The organism is Pseudomonas sp. R151218B TE3479 (genome assembly GCF_053629195.1).
The window spans coordinates 3,574,486-3,591,969 of the sequence record NZ_JBRJHV010000001.1; the positions used below are offsets into that span (position 1 = coordinate 3,574,486).

The window sequence follows — 17,484 nt, forward strand, 5'->3', positions numbered from 1 at the left end:
CGGTTAATAGCGGCGGGGCGACTCATGGAGAAAGCTCATGCTCTTCAATCGTATTAATGGCACGCAGTAACCCCTGCGGATTGACCGGTGTGTCAACTAGCGTGATGACACCCCTTACTCCCGCTTTGAAACTCCTGAGCCGCACGTGAACGTCTGCTTTTGGCCAGTTTTGTTGAAAAATACATGAGCACCAAAAGGGTCCCCACCTATCCGAGACACGCTCTCGACGCGGGCACACAAATACTCGCTTTCTGCGCCCTCAATCGCGTGAGCCATTCCGATAGCCCTGTGCATAGTCCTTCTTGCGTGATTTTCCCAGGAAGGTAGCGGCAAATTAAACAATCCGCGCCGGCAAACACACCTGCCATTAGATAACCTGCTTGGGGTGTAGTCGAGCATGCCCAATCAACCCTTGCTGTGCTTGGCCTCCAGCTTGTTGAACGTCACCTGTCCGCCTTCGCTCTTGTAGCCGGTGTTATCCAAGGTGTATGCCCCAGCCTTGAAATACAATTGTTTGCCCTGCCAGCTTTTGCTGAGCTGCGTGCCCCACCGATTCCCTTGCGAAATCACATGCAGGTAGCCCGCCGAGCTCAAGCGAACCTCGTAGGTGAATCTCTTGTTCAACTCCACATTCTCGGCAATCACCACCTTGGTATCCGCGCTGCCCGGCTTGCGGCGATAGTTGGCAATCACGCTGCCGGTCTTCCTGGCCTTATCGTAGACGTACTCGACCTTCAGCAGCGGGCCCTTGCCCTGGTAGATATGAATCTGCCCGATCACTACCCTGCCTTCCGACGGCACCTGGTTGATTGACAGGCTGGCTGTCATCCGGTGATTGGCTTCGGGGTAAGTCCAATTGCGCAGTTCACCGTTCTTGTACGTCTCGCGAAGTTCGCTACGTGGAAACTCGGATTCGGACGTAGTTCCGCCCGTCACCGGCGCCCAGAAAAACAGCGTATTACCGGAGCGGAAATACGAATCCGAGTAGCCGTTCACCAGGCGCGGGGTCTCGATGACTCGGGCCGGCGTGCCGACCGGGAGGGTCAGGTTCCAAGTGCTTAGATCGATCATGGCATGGGCTTCCTGTTAGGTCGTGGTTTGATTTGCAGGTACAGCAAAAGCCCTTATCGACAGGGCTTTTGCCAGGCAGCGCGAACCCTGAAGGGCTTCCCTGCAATGGTCATGGACACCAAATTGCTAACAATACCCATGTTTACATGACAATGATCAAACAGACCGTAGCTGAAACCAGGCTATGGAGTTTGTTCTGGAGGGGCCTGGCAGTTCGTAGCGCAATCGCTGCCGGCTGATTCCATCGCATCGTCCAGGTAGTCTTCTACTGACTTTTCGGGCCAGGATAAAGTTGGCCTCCATGGGCCGCCTTTCGGACCGGTCAACTGCGTTAAGCCCAGCTCAGGAATGAGTCGGATAATCCACGTAGCCACGCTGATCGCCGCCGAAGAAGGTGCTAGGGTCTGGTGCATTGAGCGGTAACCCGTCACGAATTCGCCGGGGCAGATCCGGGTTTGCCAGGAACGCTCTGCCGAACGCAATGATGTCCGCGCGGCCGTCGATCAAGGCCTGTTCCGCCGTCTCGGAATCGTAGCCACCGGCGATCATCAACACGCCGTCCCATGCCGCACGTAATTGACCGATGATTTCATCCCAGCGTGGATCGAAGTGCTCGTCCTTGACGGTGCCAACCACGGCGGGCTCGACGAGGTGCAGATAGGCCAGCGTCCATTGGTTCAACGAGCGCACGATGTAGCCGAATGTCGCCTGCGGTGTCTCATCGCCCATGCCCATGAACCGTCCCATCGGGGTCAAGCGTACGCCTACGCGCTCTGCGCCCACTTCGTCGACTACGGCGGCGACCACTTCCAATAACAGCCGTGCACGGTTTTCCAGGCTTCCACCGTAAGCATCCTCGCGCTGGTTACTGTTACTGTTGATGAACTGGTCCAGCAGATAACCATTGCCCGCATGAATTTCCACGCCGTCCATTCCAGCGTCCAGGGCATTGCGCGCGGCCCGGCGGTAGTCGTCGATGATGTCGGTGATCTCTGGAGCCAGCAGTGCACGCGGCACCGGTACATCGCTCCAGACACCGTTGCCATCCGCGTCGACGATGAACGTCTTGCCCGGCACGGGTAACGCGCTCGGGGCAACCGGGCGCGCGTTGTCAGGCTGAAAGCTCGGGTGGGACACGCGGCCCACATGCCAGAGCTGCATGAAGATCAGGCCGCCGCTCTCATGCACTTGGGTGCTGACTGCACGCCAGGCTTGCACCTGTTCAGCGTTGTAGATGCCCGGTGTCCAGGCATAGCCTTGGCCTTGCCGGGAAATTTGCGTCGCTTCGGTAATGATCAACGCGGCGCTCGCACGCTGGCGGTAATACTCGGCGTTCATGGCCGTTGGCACGTCGCCCGGTTGCCCGGCGCGAGAGCGTGTCAAAGGCGCCATCGCCACGCGGTGAGGGAGTGTGTAGGGGCCCAATGCGATGGGTTGGAACAGGTGCTGCGTCATGGGGTGTTCTCCGATATGGGTACAGAAAGCAGGGCGGCGGCGGACGTTGGGTCAGGCACCGGATGGCTTTAAGTTAATCGGCGGGAGGGCGCTTGATAATCCGAGGAACGCCCAACACTGCGTTGCGTGAAGCGCAACGCAATGCAGGTCAGGACGGTTGCTCCGAGCGGGTCAGGGGCAGGTTCAACCAGCGTTGGCCGGTGGCGTTCGCCACGGCGTTGCCGATGGCGGCGGCCATGGGACCCTGGACGATTTCGGCGGCGCCGAGAAACGGTTGTCCCGGTTGGTCGAGTAGATGAACGTCAACCTTCCTGGGCACCTGCGAAAAGCGCAGGATCGGGTAACCACTCCAGTCGTAGCTGCGTATACCCCCGGCGTCATAGGCGACCTGTTCATACAGCGTCCAACTGGTGGACTGGACGATCCCGCCCTCCACCTGATTGCGCAGGCCATCGGGATTGACGATCTGTCCGACGTCCACCGCCGTGACCACATGCTCGATCTGTATTTCACCGGTCAGCGGATGTACCTGAAGTCGTACCGCGATAGCGCAGTAGCCCATGATGTTTTTGTACCGGGCAAAGGCGAAGCCGATGCCTGCGCCAGGCTCATTGTTTTTTTGCTGCCAGCCAATGGCGTCGCGAACCCGTTCCACCACGGCACGCGCCCGGGGATCTTCCAGATGAGCCAGGCGCAAGGCTATCGGATCGACCCTGGCCCTGGACGCAAGCTCATCCATGCACGCTTCGATCGCAAAAATGTCGATGTGCGCGCCCAGCGAGCGCATGGCCGAGGTGCGAAAGGGCATCTGCGTGACAAAGTTCATGTTGATGCGCGTAGAGGCCAGCGTGTACAGCGGCACGGCATTGCGATCGCCATCGCCTTCAGGTTGAGCGATGGGCACCGAAGGTGCGGAGGCGAACGGTCGAGCCAGCAATCGCGCCGGCAGCAACCGGCCGGCGTTGACGATGCGTTCGTTGTGTGGCGTCGTCCATAGTTCATAGTTCCAGTCCTGCAACCGACCTTGGGCGTCCAGGTTGGCTTTGACTTCGGTGACCATCGCCGAGCTGTAGGGCTCCCAGAGATTTTCCTGCTCGCGCATCCATTGGACCCGGACCGGTGTGCCGGGTATGCGCATGGCAATCAACGCCGCGTCGGCTGCCGCATCGTCCGCGCCGTTATGGCCATAGCAACCGGACCCTTCGGTGTGGATACAGCGAACGCGCTCGGGGGGTAGCTGCACCATTTCGGCGATCCCGGTCCGCAGGGGATACACGCCCTGGGTGTGAGTCCAGACGGTGAGGGTGCCGTCCTTGAACCAGGCCACGGCGCAGGAGGGGCCGATGGAGCCGTGCATCAGGTATTGTTTTGTCACACGTGCCTGATAGCTGTTGTCGGTCGCACCCTGGACAGTGCCTTCATGGCTGATCGGGTAGGGGCGTGAGGGGAGGCGTTTGAGCAATGCGTGGATGTCCGCGGATTCGGGTACTGCCTGGCCACCGCTCCAGCGCGCCGTTTCGTATCCGCTGCGCATCGCTTTGATCGCTTGCCATTCATCCCGCGCGACCACCGCAAGATAATTGCCGTCGCGAATCACCTGCACAACCCCGGACAGCGCTTCTATCGATGCTGCATCAAAGGCCTGTAGCGTGCAGCCAGGGCGGGGTGGGCGAATCACCCGAGCGTGCAGCATGCCCGGCAGGCGGATGTCCTGGACAAACGCGGCGCCACCACTGACTTTTGCCGGAATATCCAGGCGTTGCAGCGAGTGGCCGATCAGCTTGAATGGCGTCGCAGGCAGTGCTGGCGAATCGGACTGTGCATAGCGGTGCAGATCGACGTTTTTGACAGCGTCGGCGTAGGCCATTCGTTGTCCGTTGGGACCGTGAATGATGCCCTCCCGGGTCGTCAACAGTGCTGGCGCAACCGCCCAGCTACGTCCAGCCGACTCCAGCAGCAGCCCACGCACTTGTGCCGCTGCGTTGAACAGCGCGGTCCCGCTGTCGAAAATACTGTGGCTGCCAGCGGTGTAACCTTCGTTGGGCGTCAGCGCCGTGTCGGCGGTGAGCAGGTTGATCGCTGATGGAGAAACCTCCAGGCGTTCAGCGGCAATTTGCAACAAGGCAGTCTTGACCCCGGTGCCCAATTCAACCTTGCCGGTATAGACGGTGATGCCTTCATGACCGACGCGGATCCAGGCATCAAGATAGGGATTGGTGCGCAGGCTTCCGGGCAGATCCGGTGCCAATACCACCGTGCCCAGCGTGTCGACTTCGGTGTCCGCCCACGCACGCCGCGCCACCGGTACCAGGGTAAACGCCATCAGCAAGGCACCCCCACGCAAGAATGCGCGACGGCTGTGATTGACCTCGTTGACCACTGTCATGGCGCGCTCCCGTTTTGCCTGGCGACAAGGCTGATCGCGTCGATGATTCGCAAGTGGGTGCCGCATCGACACAGGTTGCCGGCCATGTACTCACGAATGGTCTGTTCATCCGGCTGCGGGTTGCTCTCCAGCAGTGACTGCGCGCGCATCAACATACCGGCGATGCAGTAGCCGCACTGGGCCGCCTGTTTCTCGATAAAGGCCTTTTGCAAAGGGCCGGGAAGTTCGGCGGTACCGAGACTTTCCACCGTTCGAACCCGCTTGCCTTCAAGGCCGGCGCAGGGTGTCACGCAGGAAAATACAGGCTTGTCATCGACGATGACCGTGCAGGCGCCACACTGCCCCAAGCCACACCCGTACTTGGCGCCATTGAGCCCCAGATGATTACGCAGCGCGTAGAGCAGCGGCATGTCAGGTTCGAGGTCCAATGTCCGGGCCGAGCCGTTGACGTTAAGCGTGACTTGAGTCATTTCGTCTCCTGACGTATCGCTTCAAGGGTTGAAGAAAGGTCTGTCCAGGGTTGGTCGGGTCTGGCTTGTCGGCGCAGGTACGAAGCGAGTGCGATGAGTTGATCGTTGTCGAGGCTGGCGGCAAACGGCGGCATCATCGGTCCCGGCATGCCCGGCGTTGCCGGGACGCCTTCGAACACGGTTTTCAGGAAATTGCGCGGGTTCGGGGCTTGCAACGATGACGTACGGTCCAGCGAAGGACGCTCGTCGATTTCACGCATCGGTGCAGCTGGCCCATGGCAGCCGGCACAGGCGCTGGCGAACAGCAGGGCGCCAGTGGTCTGATCGGAGGCCCCGGCATGAGCATCTGCAGCTGGGACCTCGGTGGTGACCGTTCTGGCGGGCAAGCTCAGCAGGTACTCGGCAATCGCCTGTGCGTCGCCGACTGGCAAGCGCGCCAGGCTGAGACTGACCGGGCGCATCGGGCCGGCGGCAGTTCCATGGCCGTCCACCACTTCTCCTCGCAGGTAGCTCACCAACTGATCGTAGCGCCAGGCAGTTGCACGACGGCCCATGCCCAGCAGCGAAGGCGCTTCCCAACCATCCACGGTACCGCCGGCCAGGCTTGCGCCGGACTTCTCGGCGCCGATCAGGTTCAGCGGAGAATGACAGCCTGCGCAGTGACCGGGGCCTTCGACCAGGTAGCGCCCGCGATTCCATGCATCGGATTGCTGCGCCACGGGGGGCAGTGGCTTGCCGTGCAGGAACAGTAAATTCCAGAACGCCACCAGCGGCCGGATGTTCATCGGGAAGCTCATGCGGTTTTGCCGGGCTGGAGCGTGCACGGCAGGGCCACTCATCAAGTACGCATAGGCGTCTTCTATATCGCCTGCCGTCATGCGCCGGTAATGCACGTACGGGAAGGCCGGATACAGGAAGTGCCCATCGCGGGCGATCCCTTCACGCATCGCCCGCTCGAACGCGGGCAGTGACCACTGGCCAATGCCTGTCTGCGGATCGGGGGTGATGTTTGTGCTGTAGAGCGTGCCGAACGGCGTCACCAGTGGCAGTCCCCCCGCCATGTATGGGCCGCCGGGTCTCGTGTGACACACCGCGCAGTCACCCGCTTCGACGACTCGCGCGCCGCGTTGCAACTGCACCGAATCGAAGGTTCGCGGCCGCTCGACGGGTGCAATCGCCGGACGCCACATCAGCAGGGTGGCAGCGATCGCACCTATCGAAGCCAGGACCGCGGCGCCGATCCAAAACGGTCTGGACCTCATGGATATGCCGATCATGGGCATCCCAAGCCTGAGGGACGCGCGCTGGACATTGAGGATGGATTCGAGGTCATTGACGGCTCCTTGAACAACCGGAAAAGGGCGCCGATGGAGAGTCCTGCGCCGAGTGCCCAAGGGTAGAGAAGGCCCATGCGCCGGAGTATCAGCGGATCACGCAAAAGCCTGTTGCGCCAACCGCAACACCGCTGGCGTTGCGTGTCGCGCATCACTTCATTGCCCGATCAATGGATTCTCCGGGCAGGCCGCTGCCCTTAGCCTGACGATCACTTCCCGAAACTTACCGAGGTGTCATCATGTTCATGGGCAATCCCGCCGCGACGGCCAAGGCCGAACAACCCGCTTCACTTTCCGGCCTGATGGTCGCGTTCCTGGCGTTCTGCTGCGGCGCGGTCGTGGCCAATCTTTATTACGCTCAGCCGATTGTCGAATTGATCGCGCCGCAAATTGGCCTGTCCAGCACCAATGCGAGCCTGATCGTGTCGCTGACGCAATTCGGCTACGCCCTGGGTTTATTGCTGCTAGTGCCATTGGCTGACCTTGCGGAGAACCGGCGCCTGGTGGTGGGCCTCACCCTCGCGTCGGGCGTTACCCTGTTGTGTGCCGGGCTGACGCACTCGCCGTCGATATTCCTCGTCTTGTCGCTGCTGATCGGCCTCACATCGGTAGCGGTGCAGATCCTGGTGCCCCTGGCGGCACACCTGGCGCCGGAAGCAACACGAGGCCGCGTGGTGGGCAACATCATGAGCGGCCTGTTGCTGGGCATTCTGCTGTCGCGCCCGCTGTCGAGCCTGCTGGTGGACGTGTTCGGCTGGCGCGGTGTGTTCTTCAGTGCGGCGGCGCTGATGGCTGTTATCGCCCTGATCACCGCCATTGCGCTGCCGCGTCGCGTACCGACGCATCGGGCGACTTATGCCGCATTGATCGGCTCGGTGTTTGCGCTGGCCCGGCGCCATTCGGTCCTGCGCCAACGTTCGTTGTATCAGGGATTGTTGTTCGCCAGCTTCAGCCTGTTCTGGACCCTGGCGCCCATCGAGCTGATGCGCCACCACGGTTTCAGCCAGGTGCAGATCGCGATCTTTGCGCTGGTAGGTGCCGTCGGTGCCGTGGCCGCGCCCATTGCCGGACGCTTGGCCGATGCAGGTCATGGCCGTCGCGGGACACTCGTTGCGCTGCTGTTGGCTCCGGTCTCCTTGTTGATTGCAGCGCTGCCCGGCAGTGGCTACATCTGGCTTGTCGTGTGCGCGGTGCTGCTGGATTTCGCCGTGCAGCTGAACATGGTGCTGGGCCAGCGCGAGGTGTATTCCATCGACCCGCACAGCCGGGCTCGATTGAATGCCGTGTACATGACCAGCATCTTCGTCGGCGGTGCCTTGGGATCGCTGGTGGCGAGCCCGCTCTATGAGCATTTCGGCTGGAGCCTCTCTGCGGTGGCGATTGCGTTGCTGCCTGCCTTGGCCCTGGTGATATTCATGAGTCGCAAGGCAGATGTCTGACCAACAGGCATCGAGGAGCGCGGCGAAGCACAGTCCTGCAAGACGGCGGGCGAACGGTCATGCACAATCAGCTCCGTTCCCTTTCGACCGGACTCCGCTGATGGACAAATTGCTGGCGTTGAAGATGTTTGTTGAAACCGTGCGTTGCGGCGGTTATTCCTCTGCGGCGCGCAAACTCGGAATCTCCACCTCTTCGGTGACACGCCAGGTGGCGGGCCTGGAAAGCGAGCTGGGCGCCAGCCTCCTTAACCGCACGACCCGCAACACCAGCGTGACCGTCGCCGGGCAAGCCTATTTTGAAAAAGCCGTGGCTATTCTGGAGGCCATCGATGAAGCCGATGCCGTGGTCGCCGACCGCGGCAGCGAGGCGCAAGGGCGCCTGCGGATCAGTGTCCCCGTCGAGTTTGGCCGGCGAATCATCGCGCCACATCTGGGCCGGCTGCTCGACCGTCATCCGGGACTGGAAATCAGCGTGTCATTGAGCGATCAGGTCGGTGACCTGTTGAGCGAGCAGATCGATGTGTCCGTGCGCCTCGGCTCGTCGGTGGTCAGCGAGGACATCGTCAGCAAACGGGTAGGGACCTTCCAGCGCTGGGTCGTCGCCAGCCCGGATTACCTGGGCCGTCACGCGGCGCTGAGTCATCCTAATGACTTGCTGGGGCACCAGTGCCTGCGCTTCGATTACGGTGGATCGCATCATCACTGGACGTTTCAGGGCGACGAGCAACCCCTTCAGCTCAACGTGCATGGCCGGTTGCAAAGCAACAACGCCGACATCTTGCGCGAGGCCGCAATCGCGGGCGGCGGGGTGGCTCTGCTGGCCGACTGGCTGGTGCGCGATGACGTCGCCGCAGGTCGACTGACACGGTTGCTGGAGCATTACGAAGTCAATCCGGGCAGTGCGAGCAGTTGCATCAATGCGCTGTATTTGCCCAATCACCGCGGCTCCAGCCGCATCAATGTGTTCATCGATTTTCTTGCGCAGATTCTCGCCTCTGATCGAATGGCCCAATGAGGGATATCGCCGAGATGTGTAGCGCCAGATCCTCAAGTGACGTGCTGAGGACCTTCATGATTGGCCGTTATTCCTCTTTTTATCACCGCTGCAGAGCGACTATTGATGGGTGTCCGCTTCCTCCGCCGGATAAAACTCGCCTTCCTTGCCGATCTTTGTCAGTCGTTCGCGCGCGATCCGCTCAACGCTGGCCACTGCGGCCTGATCGTCAGGGTTGACCAACTGCAGGCACAGGCGTTGGACATTCTGATCGTGGGTGCCTTCGCTGAGCATTTCGTGGGTGAAGACTTGTGTGCCACGCCAGAGGCATAGCTGGGTATGAGTCCCGCCGAGCCATATCTCGTTGATTGATCTGAGGTCAGTGGTCGCCAGTTGATCCACGGTAATTGTCTTATCCATTACGCTGTACCTTACCAATGATTGGTTAGAGGTAGACTTACAGGCACAGTGGGTTGTTCCCAGCGTCGGCGGTTCCGCCGCGCCAAGCCAAGGGGTGGCGAACCTCATAAAAAGTGGACAGTGTTTTCCAGTAAATAAATCTGTCACTTTTCATTGGCAACAGACCGCTATGGTCGAAGGCGGTCAGCGGCGAACGGCAGCTAACGGCCAAGAGCGGACGTTTAGAGCAGAGAAATAAATCTGTTCTCTTTTCCCAATGGACATCACTGCGGCGTACGCAGGGCTATCGCGTGGTGCGCGCAGCGCTCTCTACAACGGCACCTGAGCACTGGGCGCCGCGCAATGAGGCGAAGCATGGACTTCGCGTACGCTAACGTTATGCCTGAACCAATGCATTAACGAACCACTCGTAGAGTGCCAGTGGGTGGTATTGGGGAAAATACGCAACTAGCACGGTTGAAGTTACAAGCACCAGCACCACCAACAGCGCGGTGAGTAGTTTTACCAATGTCGAGAGAGGTGGATTGGGCGGGCCGTATTTATTAATCGCTTTACGCCCCGGAAGCATAATGAGCGGAAGCGTTATCACAAAGCCGATAACAGGGAACACGCAGAGAATTCCCCATATTATCGGACTCCAGCCTAGATCACGTGCCCTGCGTACCAGTAGAGACAAGTCGAGCAGGATGGCAGGAACGACAACGGTGACACCGACTATCAGTAAAACCACCAGTTGATGGCGCAACCCCACCATAAAGAACGCCAGCAAAATGCACGGAAGAATCAGCACCAAGGGCACACGAATCAGCCAGAAGCGCGTCAGAGAAATACGCCCGGAAAAATCAAAAATCCTGGGTTTTGAAAACGTGACAACCTCGTCGTCAATCAGTTGGGCTTCGCCCGGTTGGTATGGGTTTTCGATTTCGCTGCTGATGCTGCCGAAAACGGGTTCTATTCGCGCCATATTAGTGCTATTCCCTTGTGTTTGATGGTGCTATTCACGTCACAACGTTTACGCCTCGTATCTAATCGAATGCCGGCATCAAACTCAAGAGAAGACGCTATCGTGTAAGGGGGCTGTGTGCACCACAGCATGTGTGGGTCTGTCGCATGGCGCGCGCAGTGCACTTATGAAGTGTTTTGCCGCTGGCGGGTCATGTCCCTACTCTGACCGGCCAATAAGCAGGCAGTCTTACCCCTGCATTTAGATAATTTCTGGAGGTGGTATTTTCTTGGCGAGATTGGACACTGTCACGTGAACAGATTTAGTGAGACGGTTAACCCTAGCTGAACTGATCACGATGGCGCCCTCAGGTTCTTCACTGGCGACGTAGAGTTCGAATATCCGGTGTTCATGGTCGAAGAAGGTGCCTAGGGTCAGGTTCTTTTCCCACTCATCCGGGACGGCCACATACCCTTTTAGAGCTTCGTACGTAGCCAATCGAGCCAACTCTTTTAGCTCATCCAACTCTTTGATTTTTTTCATAACGTGACTGTTCCTGTTCATCCGCGAGTCAACAAGAGCAGGCGCATTAGGTTGGGCCCCACTGTCCGCTTCTGGCCGATTGCTGCCCGTCACGAACGGCAGAAATTGGCCAGAAGCGGACACCGCGGCAAGCCTGGATGATGCGTTGGTCGCGCTTTCGGCAGATGCCTGTTTACCTGAATCATTTTGCCAAAGCGGCTGGATACCTCAATTCAGTCATCGATTCCCCGGGTTCAAAGCTGCCGCGAACGCCTCGGGCGTGGGGCTTTCTGGCCAGGTTGCGATGTTGACGGGCAGGTTCAGCCAAGGCTGTTTGTGCTTGACCCAGATGTGCGCAACGGGGCTCAAGGATGCGCTGTCGTCGAGCGTGCCTGCGCGCAGAATGCAGAAACCAGGCGCGGCCGAAGTGGTGTTATAGATGCGCGTATGGCAAGTCGCGCAGAGACAGTGACGTGCGGCTTGCCTTTGGTCTTCATAGGTGTATTCGAGGGTCTGGCCTTCCAGGATTAACGCGTTATCGGGCAGCATGGCATGCAGCGCGAAGCTGCTGCCGCTCCAGGTCTGGCAAGTCTGGCAATGACAAGCATAGATGGCGACCTGCAGGTCGCTGATTGAACGATAAGATACGGCGCCGCAACGGCAACCACCGGCAAGTCTCATAAGTAAAGTCTCGTATTTGAACAACAGGGCGCTTGAAGCCGCGCATCACTTCGGTAAAGCATGCACAAGATTCGGCTTGAGTAAAATTGATCAAACCTTTCTACCGGCACATAGGAAATGTATGCACCTCCCGCAACTTCAATGGGAAACCCAGCGTGTTTTCCTGGCCGTTCTTCGAACGGGAAGCTTGTCCGCAGCCGCACGAGTGCTGGGCATCGCTCAAGCCACCGCCAGACGACGTATCGACGCGCTGGAGCGCAGCGTGGGAACGAGCCTGTTCGTCCGTTCGCCAGCGGGATTGATGCCCACGGATAACGCCCGAGAATTGACTGGCCATGCTCAATCGATGGCATTGGCCGCCGAAGCGTTTGCCCGCGCGGCATCCGCGCAGGCCAATGTGTCTGGCGGAATTGTACGGGTCACCAGCAATCAGTTGCTGGCCGTGGAGGTACTGCCTTCGATGCTGTGCGAGATCCGCGCTGCTCAGCCCCAATTGGCGCTCGAGCTGAGCGTATCGAATCGCTTGGAGGATCTGGCATTGCAGGAAGCGGATGTGGCCGTACGCATTCGCCGCCCCGTCGAGGCCTCCATCATCACTCGCCATGTGGGTGACCTGCGTGTGGGCCTGTATGCGACGGCGGGGTTGCTCGAGCACCGAGGTCGGCCTCGATGCGCAGATGAACTGAGCGAATACCCTGCCATCGGTCCGGACCGCAATTTGACTGAGCAGGCGTTCTTGGCACAACAGGGTTTTCTTTGTAGCGGGGAACAGGTGGTCTTTCGTAGCGACGATCACCTGGCCCAGTTCGCAGCACTGCGGGCGGGTCTGGGTATCGGCGTGTGCTCAAGCCAACTGGCGCGCCGTCATGATCTGGTGCGCGTGCTGCCCGAGCAAGTGGACTTCCCGGTTGACATCTGGATCGCGATGCACCACGACCTGAAGCGGGTGCGGCGTGTTTCGCTGGTGTTTGACGCGCTCTCGCATTCGTTGTCACGTTTTTTAGCCGACGCTTAAAATGGTGTTGGGGCCGATGCAGAGTTGACCCAGTCGGCCAGTTGCATGGGACTCATGGAGTAGTGATTACTTCCCGCGAATAACGTCCCGGTGTAAACCCCGTATAGCGTGTAAATGCCACGCTGAAGGCGCTCACGGAGCTATAACCGACCCGTTGTGCGATTTCAGCGATGCTGTCGTCTTGAGTGCGTAACAGATTTTTGGCCAGCGCCATTCGCCACGTCAGTAAATACTTCATTGGCGCCATGCCCACTGCTTGTTTGAAGCGTTCGAAGAAGGTGGAGCGCGAGAGGGCGGCTTCTCTGGCGAGCTGCACCACTGTCCATGGCTGGTTCGGAAACTCGTGAATTCGGCGTATCGCCATAGCTAGACGTTCGTCACCGAGTCCGCGCAGCAGGCCGGCCGGTGCGGCTTCGGTCGCGGTGGAACGCAGGGCTTCGATGAACAGCACTTCAAGCAGGTGTGCCAGGATGACATCTCGCGCTGGGCGCTGCCCGCGCGCTTCCTCGGTAACCAGTTCCACCAGCACTGCCAGCCGGCGTTCGCCGCGAACGTGTATCAGCTGGGGCAGCAGCGCTACCAGTAACGCAGCGTCCGGCGAGCCGAAGGTGCAGTGACCTACCAGTAATTGAACATCAGCCGCGACATCGGGTGTGCCGATACGAATGTCACGCGGCCGTATCTCGACAGGCACGGTATCGGTGTCTTCGGCTGCCATCGGCTGAAGACTCATCATCGTGAAATCATAGGCGGCCGGGACCAGCACGAAGTCGCCGGTCTTCAAGCTTATCGTCGGATTCCCGGCTACTGAAAAACGACATCCACCTTCAAGAATCGCGCAGTAAAAAGGCTGACCGTACACCGAGCGGCGAACACGCCAGGCTCCGGCACCACTGACGACCTTGGAAAATGAGGCACCCGGTTGCAGCAGGGTGACTACCTCCGCGAGCGGATCGAACATCTCGGACTCCTGCGAAAGATTAGCGGACTGGCGATGATATTAAGTCCAGGTACGACAGCCTATCGTTGTCATCCTGTCAATCATTCAACGGAAACGCCTATGAAAACTGTGCTGATTACTGGCTGTTCCTCTGGCTTTGGTCTGGCCACCGCCCGATATTTTCTCGAACACAACTGGAAGGTTATCGCGACGATGCGCAGCCCAAACGAAAGGCTCTTTGAAGCATCCGAGCACCTGCGCGTGCTTGCCCTGGACGTCACCGATCCGAGCAGTATCCAACAGGTAATAGAGGCCGCGGGCCCCATCGACGTGCTGGTCAATAATGCCGGTATTGGGTTACTCGGTGCCCTCGAAGGCATCTCGATGGACGCGATTCGTAGCATTTTTGAGACCAACACCTTTGGTACCATGGCGATGATTCAGGCGGTGCTACCGCAGTTTCGGCAGCGTAGATCCGGGGTTGTCGTCAACGTCACCTCCAGTGTAACGATAAAGTCGTTACCGCTGCTCAGCATCTATACAGCCAGCAAGGCTGCGGTGAATGCGTTCACCGAGTCTCTCGCGCTTGAGCTTGAACCGTTTAATGTTCGGATGAACCTGGTGCTTCCAGGGCGCGCTCCCTCGACCGACTTCGGTAAGAATGCACAACCACGGATGCAAGGCAGCATCCCGGAGGCTTACTCCGATCTGGCGCAGCGGGTGTTTGCAGAGTGGTCGCTATCAACCGTCGTCACTGAGGCCCAAGACGTCGTTGAAGCGATATGGCGTGCAGCGAATGACCCAGCCTCGCCAATGCGCATTGTTGCTGGCGCTGACGCCGTTGTTCTGGAAAGTGAGGCTTTTGAATGAGGCCCGGGAGATGTCGCCGATGATCTGGGTGGCTGCTCATCGGCGACAGGTTTCATTGCCCGCTCTTAATCCGGCTCCAGACCCGCGTGCGCAGCCGGTCGTTCTCCAATGGCATTGCCTCCAGTACAAAGAGTTTTTTCATCACGCTGTCAGGCGGGTAAACCATCGGGTCGTTGCGGATGGCCTTGTCGACCAGCCCCTCGGCAGCGGTGTTGCCGTTGGCATAGTGCACATGATTGCTGATGCCAGCCATCACCTTGGGGTCCAGCAGGTAGTTGAGAAATTCGTAGCCGGCGTCTTCATTCGGCGCATCGGCGGGCATGGCGACCATGTCGAACCACATCGGTGAGCCTTCCTTGGGGATGGCGTAAGCAATCTGCTGGCCATTCCCGGCCTCATTGGCTCGCGCTGCGGCCTGCATCACATCGCCGGAAAATCCTACGACCAGACACACGTCACCCGTCGCAAGGTCACTGGTGTACTTGGAATTGTGGAAGTAACTCACATAGGGGCGCACGTTGAGGAGCAGGGCCTGCGCCTTCTCGTAGTCAGCCTTGTCCTTGCTGTGATGCGGCAGGCCAAGGTAGTTCAAGGCGATGGGAAGGATCTCGGGACCATTGTCGAGCATCGCCACGCCGCATCGGGCGAGTTTCTTCATGTTTTCCGGCTTGAACACGATGTCCCACGAGTCTATCGGTACATCGCCCAGGACCGCCTTGACCTTGGCCACGTTGTAGCCGATGCCGGTGCTGCCCCATAGGTAGGGAAAACCGTAGCGGTTACCAGGGTCATTGGCCTCCAGTACCTTCATCAGCGTCGGGTTGAGGTTGTGCCAGTTCGGGAGTTTGCCGCGGTCCAGCGGTTTGAGTGCGCCGGCCGTGATCTGCCGGGCCATGAAGTGGTTGGACGGAAACACCACGTCATAGCCTGAATGGCCGGCCATCAGTTTGGCGTCGAGCACCTCGTTGCTGTCGTACAGGTCATATTGAGTCGGGTGCCCGGTCTGGGTGGTAAAGTTTTGCAGGGTATCTGGAGCGATGTAGCTGCTCCAGTTGTAGATCCTGACGGTGTCTGCTGCTTGAGCGGTAGACGCGATCAACAGAAACGGAACGATCGACTTCAACATGCGAGACCTCAACCTTTGTTCTAGGCGTTATGGATGAAGGCAGTTCAGAAAATCAGCACGTAGCTCTTGCGAACGGTTTCTTGTACATCCCAGATTCCCGTCGTGTTCGCAGGGAACATCAACGCGTCGCCGGCCTGGATATGTAGGGCCTCACCACCGTCCGGGGTGAAGGTGCAACGCCCCTGAATGAAATGGCAGAACTCCTGTTGCACAATCTGGCGCCGCCAGCGGCCGGGGGTGCATTCCCACACGCCGGCCTCGACGCCGTCGTCGCGCTCGACGCATGCCGTGGCAACCTGTGAAAGCGGCTCGCCCAGCGGTACACCAACAGCGCCAGGCTCACCGAGCGGCAAACGGGCGGTGTCGCGAAAATGATCGATCGTCATGCAAACGGCTCCTTGGACTTCATCAGACGTTCCATGCAACCGGCCAGCCCTTCAGCCATCCGGCGACGCCAGCGTGGCGCATGGAGGTTGGCCAATACCTGATCCTCGTGAACGAAGCTCTGGATAATGGCGTTGTAACCCAGCCAGCGCAGAGGCTCGGGCTCCCATCGTGGCAACGAGGCCAGGGGACGATCATCCAGAACCCAGGGTTGGCGAGTCAGTTCGTTGTCCTGGCCAAGAATCAACGCCGCCACGGTTCGGCCGCCCAGATTGCTGGCGCCTACACCTTCACCTCCGTAGCCACCCGCCAGTGCGATCCGCTGGCGACGGTCGGCGAGCATGTGCGGGTGAAAGGACCGGGCAACCCCCAGATTGCCGCCCCAGGCATGGGTCAGGCGCACATTGCGCAAGATCGGAAAGAGTTCACTAAACAGGTGCTGCCGCAATGTTCGTTCGGCCTGAGTGAGGTTGAAGTCACTGCGCAGGCGACCGCCAAAGCGATAACCACCGCGGGCGCCAAACACCAGGCGATCGTCTCGGCTGCGCTGGCCGTAAGTGACTTGTCGGCTGTTTTCGCTGAAAGCCTGGCCACGGGTCAGGCCGATTTCGGCCCATACATCGGCCGGGAGCGGCTCAGTCGCGACGATCAGGCTTTGCGCGGCCAGTTGATGTTTGTTCAACGGGGGCAGGGTGCTGGCATAACCTTCGACTGCCGGTACCACCCAATCGGCGCTCACCCGACCGTGCTCGGTTCGGACCTGGCCTGGCTTCCAGTCGAGCACCGGGCTTTGCTCGTAAATGCGTACACCCATCCGTTCGACGGCTTCGGCCAGACCCCGTACCAACCGTGCAGGCTGGATGGTCGCGCAGTGAGGTGAGTACAGGGCGCCGTACGCCTGGGCCACATTTAACTGTTCACGCAAGGCCTGAGGGCTCAACCAGCGGTAGTCGTCTTCACCCAGGCCTTGCCCGCGGACTGCATCGAGCTGTTCGCGCAGGCGCCGTTCTTGCTCGGGATAACGCGCCGCGCAGTACAGCACGCCGCCTTTGCGCAGTTCGCAATCGATGCCTTCGAGGTGGCACACGCGCACCACCTCGTCGGGGATTGCATGCAGCAGTTGGTAGCCTGCGTGACGTTGCGCGGCAGGTAGTGGGCCCAGGAGCCGGTCTTCGCCCAGCAGGTTGCCCATCAACCAGCCGCCATTGCGACCGGAGGCGCCGAAGCCGGCAATCTGTGCTTCAACGATGACGATGTTCAGGTGCGGTGCTTGCTGTTTAAGGTAATAGGCCGCCCAGAGGCCACTGTAACCGGCGCCGATAATCACAACGTCTACTTGCAGATCCTGATGCAACGCCGGGCGCGGCGTCAGCGCCTCGCCGAGTTGCTCCATCCACAAACTCACACCACCCCAGCCAGACATCCCATGCTCCA

General features: G+C 59.6%; 17 protein-coding genes. 4 read left to right on the plus strand and 13 right to left on the minus strand.

Features of this window, described 5'->3' with window-relative positions:
• Positions 1-405: 405 nt before the first annotated feature.
• The 5 genes from AB7M32_RS15835 to AB7M32_RS15855 all read right to left on the minus strand — a co-directional run bounded on the left by AB7M32_RS15835 (position 406) and on the right by AB7M32_RS15855 (position 6,644).
• Positions 406-1,071, minus strand: a complete 666-nt coding sequence (locus AB7M32_RS15835; protein WP_454250472.1) for a polysaccharide lyase family 7 protein — start codon at positions 1,069-1,071, stop codon at positions 406-408.
• A 342-nt stretch (positions 1,072-1,413) separates the two neighbouring features.
• Positions 1,414-2,526 carry an alkene reductase gene (locus tag AB7M32_RS15840; RefSeq protein ID WP_454250473.1) on the minus strand — a complete coding sequence of 371 codons (1,113 nt, stop codon included), beginning with the start codon at positions 2,524-2,526 and terminating at the stop codon, positions 1,414-1,416.
• Positions 2,527-2,674: 148 nt separating this feature from the next.
• Positions 2,675-4,912, minus strand: a complete 2,238-nt coding sequence (locus AB7M32_RS15845; RefSeq protein WP_454250474.1) for a molybdopterin cofactor-binding domain-containing protein — start codon at positions 4,910-4,912, stop codon at positions 2,675-2,677.
• Positions 4,909-5,382: a (2Fe-2S)-binding protein gene (locus AB7M32_RS15850; protein ID WP_454250475.1), complete on the minus strand. Its 474-nt coding sequence runs from the start codon at positions 5,380-5,382 to the stop codon at positions 4,909-4,911. Before AB7M32_RS15850 ends, AB7M32_RS15845 begins: the two co-directional genes overlap by 4 nt.
• Positions 5,379-6,644, minus strand: a complete 1,266-nt coding sequence (locus AB7M32_RS15855; RefSeq protein ID WP_454250476.1) for a c-type cytochrome — start codon at positions 6,642-6,644, stop codon at positions 5,379-5,381. The genes AB7M32_RS15850 and AB7M32_RS15855 overlap by 4 nt, the downstream gene beginning before the upstream one ends.
• Positions 6,645-6,955: 311 nt before the next feature.
• On the opposite strand from AB7M32_RS15855, the gene AB7M32_RS15860 reads away from it, so the two are divergent.
• A complete protein-coding gene (locus AB7M32_RS15860) occupies positions 6,956-8,155 on the plus strand; it encodes an MFS transporter (protein ID WP_454250477.1) in 1,200 nt (399 codons plus the stop codon).
• Positions 8,156-8,255: 100 nt separating this feature from the next.
• Complete coding sequence (locus AB7M32_RS15865; protein ID WP_454250478.1) at positions 8,256-9,170, plus strand: LysR family transcriptional regulator; 915 nt, start codon at positions 8,256-8,258, stop codon at positions 9,168-9,170.
• A gap of 99 nt (positions 9,171-9,269) precedes the next feature.
• Here the strand turns inward: AB7M32_RS15865 and AB7M32_RS15870 are convergent, their stop codons facing one another.
• The 4 genes from AB7M32_RS15870 to AB7M32_RS15885 all read right to left on the minus strand — a co-directional run bounded on the left by AB7M32_RS15870 (position 9,270) and on the right by AB7M32_RS15885 (position 11,715).
• Positions 9,270-9,569 (minus strand): hypothetical protein, encoded by a 300-nt coding sequence (locus tag AB7M32_RS15870; protein WP_454250479.1) that lies wholly within the window; start codon positions 9,567-9,569, stop codon positions 9,270-9,272.
• Between the two features lie 376 nt (positions 9,570-9,945).
• On the minus strand, positions 9,946-10,533 hold the full coding sequence (locus tag AB7M32_RS15875) for a DUF805 domain-containing protein (protein WP_454250480.1): 588 nt from the start codon (positions 10,531-10,533) through the stop codon (positions 9,946-9,948).
• 240 nt (positions 10,534-10,773) lie between these two features.
• The gene (locus tag AB7M32_RS15880) at positions 10,774-11,055 is read right to left on the minus strand and encodes a hypothetical protein (RefSeq protein WP_454250481.1); all 282 of its coding nucleotides are present in this window, start codon (positions 11,053-11,055) and stop codon (positions 10,774-10,776) included.
• 216 nt (positions 11,056-11,271) lie between these two features.
• Positions 11,272-11,715, minus strand: coding sequence for a GFA family protein (locus AB7M32_RS15885; RefSeq protein WP_454250482.1), 444 nt, complete (start codon positions 11,713-11,715; stop codon positions 11,272-11,274).
• A gap of 121 nt (positions 11,716-11,836) precedes the next feature.
• On the opposite strand from AB7M32_RS15885, the gene AB7M32_RS15890 reads away from it, so the two are divergent.
• Complete coding sequence (locus AB7M32_RS15890; protein ID WP_454250483.1) at positions 11,837-12,730, plus strand: LysR family transcriptional regulator; 894 nt, start codon at positions 11,837-11,839, stop codon at positions 12,728-12,730.
• 52 nt (positions 12,731-12,782) lie between these two features.
• Here the strand turns inward: AB7M32_RS15890 and AB7M32_RS15895 are convergent, their stop codons facing one another.
• The gene (locus AB7M32_RS15895) at positions 12,783-13,691 is read right to left on the minus strand and encodes an AraC family transcriptional regulator (RefSeq protein WP_454250484.1); all 909 of its coding nucleotides are present in this window, start codon (positions 13,689-13,691) and stop codon (positions 12,783-12,785) included.
• Positions 13,692-13,790: 99 nt separating this feature from the next.
• On the opposite strand from AB7M32_RS15895, the gene AB7M32_RS15900 reads away from it, so the two are divergent.
• Positions 13,791-14,540 carry an SDR family oxidoreductase gene (locus AB7M32_RS15900; protein ID WP_454250485.1) on the plus strand — a complete coding sequence of 250 codons (750 nt, stop codon included), beginning with the start codon at positions 13,791-13,793 and terminating at the stop codon, positions 14,538-14,540.
• 52 nt (positions 14,541-14,592) lie between these two features.
• Here AB7M32_RS15900 and AB7M32_RS15905 read toward each other — a convergent pair whose 3' ends face one another.
• Genes AB7M32_RS15905 through AB7M32_RS15915 form a run of 3 tightly spaced genes read right to left on the minus strand, consistent with a single transcriptional unit; the run spans position 14,593 to position 17,473 of the window.
• Complete coding sequence (locus tag AB7M32_RS15905) at positions 14,593-15,666, minus strand: polyamine ABC transporter substrate-binding protein (protein WP_454250486.1); 1,074 nt, start codon at positions 15,664-15,666, stop codon at positions 14,593-14,595.
• Between the two features lie 44 nt (positions 15,667-15,710).
• Complete coding sequence (locus AB7M32_RS15910; RefSeq protein ID WP_454250487.1) at positions 15,711-16,052, minus strand: cupin domain-containing protein; 342 nt, start codon at positions 16,050-16,052, stop codon at positions 15,711-15,713.
• Positions 16,049-17,473, minus strand: coding sequence for an NAD(P)/FAD-dependent oxidoreductase (locus tag AB7M32_RS15915; RefSeq protein WP_454250488.1), 1,425 nt, complete (start codon positions 17,471-17,473; stop codon positions 16,049-16,051). Before AB7M32_RS15915 ends, AB7M32_RS15910 begins: the two co-directional genes overlap by 4 nt.
• Positions 17,474-17,484 lie beyond the last annotated feature (11 nt).